At 41.4% G+C, this 5,104-nt stretch carries 5 protein-coding genes; 4 read left to right on the plus strand and 1 reads right to left on the minus strand.

Features of this window, described 5'->3' with window-relative positions:
* From ACWJAF_RS13665 to ACWJAF_RS13680, 4 genes are all read left to right on the plus strand, one after another.
* A partial coding sequence (locus tag ACWJAF_RS13665; protein ID WP_448864666.1) for a sodium:proton antiporter occupies nt 1–1,176 on the plus strand: 1,176 nt, incomplete at its 5' end.
* A 12-nt stretch (nt 1,177–1,188) separates the two neighbouring features.
* Nucleotides 1,189–2,181: a cytidylate kinase-like family protein gene (locus tag ACWJAF_RS13670; RefSeq protein WP_117494110.1), complete on the plus strand. Its 993-nt coding sequence runs from the start codon at nt 1,189–1,191 to the stop codon at nt 2,179–2,181.
* Nucleotides 2,182–2,280: 99 nt separating this feature from the next.
* Nucleotides 2,281–3,192 (plus strand): hypothetical protein, encoded by a 912-nt coding sequence (locus ACWJAF_RS13675; RefSeq protein ID WP_117494109.1) that lies wholly within the window; start codon nt 2,281–2,283, stop codon nt 3,190–3,192.
* Nucleotides 3,193–3,196: 4 nt separating this feature from the next.
* Complete coding sequence (locus tag ACWJAF_RS13680; protein ID WP_117494108.1) at nt 3,197–4,012, plus strand: PHP domain-containing protein; 816 nt, start codon at nt 3,197–3,199, stop codon at nt 4,010–4,012.
* Between the two features lie 80 nt (nt 4,013–4,092).
* On the opposite strand, the gene feoB is transcribed toward ACWJAF_RS13680, so the two are convergent.
* Nucleotides 4,093–5,104 (minus strand): ferrous iron transport protein B (gene feoB, locus ACWJAF_RS13685; RefSeq protein WP_448864669.1); only part of this gene is annotated, 1,012 nt, incomplete at its 5' end.

The following is a 5,104-nucleotide window of genomic DNA, read 5'->3' on the forward strand; positions in this document are numbered from 1 at the left end:
TTTGAAACAGTATTGGACTGTATCGTGAATGATTATCTGACATTTATTGTTCTGTTATTTGGATTATTCTGTGTATCTGGTAACATTACAGTTGGAGGAGATTTTGCAGGATCACCGAGAGTAAATGCATGTCTGCTGGCATTGGGTACGCTGCTTTCCAGCTGTATTGGAACAACGGGAGCCAGTATGCTCATGGTTCGTCCGGTCATTAAGATGAATTCATGGAGAAAAAGAAAAAGACATATTATGGTATTTTTCATTTTTATGATTTCCAATATGGGCGGCTGTCTTACGCCAATCGGAGATCCGCCGCTTCTAATGGGATTTATGCGCGGAGTACCATTTTTCTGGAGCACGCATTTATTGCCAATATTGATTTTTAATCTGGTGATTCTGTTATTTGTATTTTATCATCTGGATAAAAAGGCATACCGTAAAGATATTGCGGAAGGAAGAAAACCGGATATCAGCAGACCGGGAACCGAATTTTATATTGAAGGACTGCACAATATTATTTTCCTTATTATGATTGTAGGTGCAGTAATTTTAAGTGGAGTACTTCCGGGAATGTCAGCATTCCAGGACGCGGCAGGTAATGTAAGAGGAATTCGTCTGTACGGAGAAGTTACACTGACGCTTCCTGCGCTGATTGAGATTGTGATTATTTTACTTGCAGCATTTCTGTCATTTAAGACAACAGACAGTTCCATCCGTACAAAGAACCATTTTACGTGGGGAGCGATCAAAGAGGTTGCAGTTTTGTTTATCGGAATTTTTATTACTATGCAGCCGGCACTGATGCTGTTAAAATCTGTTGGACCAAACCTTGGAATTAGCGAGCCGTACCAGATGTTCTGGGCAACAGGAGCACTGTCCAGCTTCCTTGACAATACACCGACCTATCTTGTATTCCTGACAACTGCGGGAACACTTGGATTAACAGGAGGTATTACAACGGCTCTTGGACAGATTCCGGTGAATCTTCTAGAGGCTATTTCCTGTGGAGCTGTATTTATGGGAGCAAACACATATATAGGAAATGCACCGAACTTTATGGTAAAAGCGATTTCTGATGAAAATGGTGTCAATATGCCATCGTTCTTTGGATATATCTTATGGTCGCTTGCATTCTTAGTTCCGGTATTTATACTGGATATGCTTGTGTTCTTTTTGTAGGAGGTTACGGATATGGCAAATAATAAAGATATGTATATAGAACTTGCGAATCGGATCTATGATCTGGATGGTGAAGTATATAAATGTGTAGGATCTTCCCTTGGAAGAACATTTACAGGAAGCAGAGAGAATACGATCCGTGCACTTAGTATGTTGATGTATACGAAGCCTGACGGACATCTCTTGCGAAGTGAGCTGGCGCTGATCAGTAATATGGCTCGTACGATTAAGAATAAAGAAGATAAGAGCCGTATGATGACAGAATATAATGAGATTCTTAAAGCAATTGAGCAGCTTCCGGATATGTCTGCAACGGATATTGTCAATGCAGAAAGAATGGCTCTGAACCCGGCTGCACACTGGGATAAAGTGGACGAAAATGCGCATCTCGTTATCTGTATCAGCCGTACACAGGGAAGTGCGGGAAATGATATTGGATTTGAGCTGGCAGATAAGCTGCATATCAATTATTATGATTCAGAGATTTTCGAGCAGGTATTAAAACGTCAGGAAGAAGAAAAATTTCATATTAAAGAGAAAGAGTGCTTTACAGAGTTTGATAAATATGGAAAAAAACGAGAAACATTGAAATCAAAGCTGCAGAATATGTATCGTTATCATGGACTTAACAGAGAAGATGCCATCTTCTTTAATATGAGTGATCTGATCTGCAATCTGGCACGAACAGAAGATTGTATTATAGTTGGAAGGTGTGCGGATATTATTCTGCGCAATAATTATATTCCACATATCAGTCTGTTCATCAGTGCACCATTTGAAGTGAGATTGCAGTATATGATGAACGTGCGTGAGATGGATAAAAAGACAGCGGTGAAGTTTTTGAAAAAAATGGATCGCCAGCATAAAAAATATTACGAATTTTATACAAGTGAAAAATGGGGAACCCCTGAGAATTATGACCTGTGTATTAACAGTGCCAACTACGGAATCAAAGAGACGATAGAAATCATTGAACGTCTGATCATTAACAGAAAGAAAGCATAAGGGGGACAAAGAAAGAGACTTTACGTGTGTTTCAGATACTGATATAATAGAGACGAATGAGACGGGAGAAAATAATTAACACGTAAAGGAGATAATAGAATGAATGAGACAACATTGGTGAAAGGCATAAGTGCGATAGGAACCATGGATGGACCGACTTCAGTGTTCCTTGCTGGAAAGCTAAGCGTGGGAGTGTTTGCGGCTGTGATAGCAATCGGGATTTTAATTGGATTTTTCGGCTTGAAGCTGGTGAAAGTGGTTGCGGCATTCCTGGGATTTCTGATTGGAGCAGGAGCGGGAGCCGGAATCTGTGTATTAGCCGGAATTGAAGGTATTGCATCCGTAGCAGTTATATTAGTCTGCGCGATATTGCTTGCAGTAGTGTCTTTTCTTGTATACAGGCTGGGTGTATTTGTGATGATATTCATCTGCTCTATGGGAGTGCTGGCAGTAGTGATACCGGCACAAAGTTCAGTCATTACGATTGTGGAACTGGCAGTGGCACTTGTGCTTGCGATTCTTGCTGCAATATTTGCAGAGCCGATGATCATTGTAATTACCGGTATAGCAGGTGGATTTCTTGCAGGTCCGGCGATTCTCGACCTTGCCGGAATTACAGATCCGTCATGGTTAAAATATGTAGCAGGTGCAGTTCTTGCATTTGTAGGACTTATGATTCAGTTCATGATGCAGTCAAGTAAGATTGGAAAGAAAGAGAGAATCAAATCGGAACATATCAAGGAACAGGTCTCTATGGAGAATGAAGTAGAGAAAGCCCGAATGATTCTGGATGAGGACGAAGCGAAGCCAGAAGAAGCAGAAGAGCCGGAAGGATATCTGGATGAGGAAGAGGCAGAAGAGCCGGAAGGATATCTGGATGAGGAAGAGGCAGAAGAGCCGGAAGGATATCTGGATGAAGATGAGGATTTTTCAGATGATGAGTCAGAGGATATCGAGATCAGGGATTTGGATTTAGACGATATTCCATCTGACGAGGAGAGCGAGGAATAGGCTTATGAAACTGGACATGCATTGTCATGTAAAGGAAGGGTCCATTGACAGCAAGGTGAGCCTGGACGAGTACATTACACTTTTAAAAGAACGTGGATTTGACGGAATGCTGATTACAGATCATGATACGTATAAAGGATACCGACACTGGAAATACCAGATGAAGGGAAAAGTACATGATGATTTTGTAGTTTTAAAAGGAATTGAGTATGATACTTGTGACGGGGGACATATTTTATGCATTATGCCAGAAGGCGTGAAGATGAGACTTTTGGAACTCCGGGGTCTTCCGGTTGCAGTATTGATTGATTTTGTGCATAAGCACGGAGGAATTCTGGGGCCGGCACATCCATGCGGGGGCAAATATTTAAGCTTTACGAACACAAAGCGTTATTACAAATCACCAGAGTTATTTAAGCGGTTTGACTTTATTGAAGTATTTAATGCATGTGAATCAGCAGAGTCTAATGCGAGAGCCCTTAAGCTTGCACAGAAATATAAGAAACCGGGAATCGGTGGCAGTGACGCACACCGACCTAATTGTGTAGGTATGGGGTATACTATTCTGCCAGAGCGAGTGACATGTGAGACAGAGCTAATCGCACTGATCAGGTCAAAATCTGCAGTGATTGAGACAGGTGGCAGTCTGTATGGAAAGACGACAAAAGACAAGATGGGAAAGGCGGATAAGATTCTGACATATTCTTTCTGGTTTTATAATAAGGCCGGTACAATCATGCGTAAGAGAAAACGTATGCTGAATGGAAAGATTGAAAACCCTGTCGATCCGATCGATCCGATTGAGTTGAAATATATGTAATAAATAAAAAAGAAGTATTCTGATAAATGAGATTTTACTCAAAGTCAGAATACTTCTTTTTTAGTGGCCATTACAAGAGCTTAGAACAAACTTGCGATATGATAAACTATAAAGCTTATGATCCAGGCAGTACACAGCTGATAGAGCAGGATAAAACCAGTGGATTTCCAGCTTTGCAACTCACGATGAATCGTTGCAATGGTTGCTGTGCATGGTACATATAACAGACAAAATGTCATAAGTGCATAAGCATTTGCCGGGCCAAAACCAATGGCACCAAGAGAAGCCACCATTGCGGTCATTCCGTGGGCAGTCGTAATATTTTGAATTCCGAAGAGTACGCTGCAGCTGGAGACAACAACTTCTTTTGCGGCAATACCAGCGATCAAAGCTACAATAATCTGCCAATATCCGAGTCCGACCGGTTGAAAGACCGGTACGATCAGGCGTCCAATGACAGAACCAAAGCTTTCAGAAATATCTGTTACATATCCATGAGGACCAAAGTTTAAGATTGCCCACATTAAGATGGATGCGATAAATATAACAGTTCCGGCTTTGGTAAGATAATCTTTTATCTTCTGCCATACATAAATCGCAATCGTATGGGCACTTGGAGTTTTATATTCCGGCAATTCGATCAACAGGGCATGTGTCGCTTTGCTTCCGTCGATTTTGGACAGGATAAATGCTGTTGTAATTGCGATAATGATGCCGAGCAGATACATGGAATAGCAGACGATCATGGCATATTTTCCAAAGAACATAGAGGAAAATAAAACATAGATCGGAAGTCTTGCACTGCACGACATAAATGGTGTGATCAGGATAGTCTTAAAACGGTCTCTTTTATTTTCAAGTGCCCGGGAAGCCATGACTGCAGGTACGGTACAGCCAAATCCGAGCAACAATGGAAGAAATGCTCTTCCGGATAATCCGAGACTGCTCATAATATCGTCCATGACAAATGCAACTCGTGACATGTATCCACTGTCTTCCAAAAGCGCAAGGGCCAGGAAGAGAATGAAAATGTTTGGTAGAAATGTCAGAATTCCGCCAACTCCTGAAATGATGCCGTCTACGATCAACGAA

The organism is Dorea sp. (assembly GCF_977044405.1).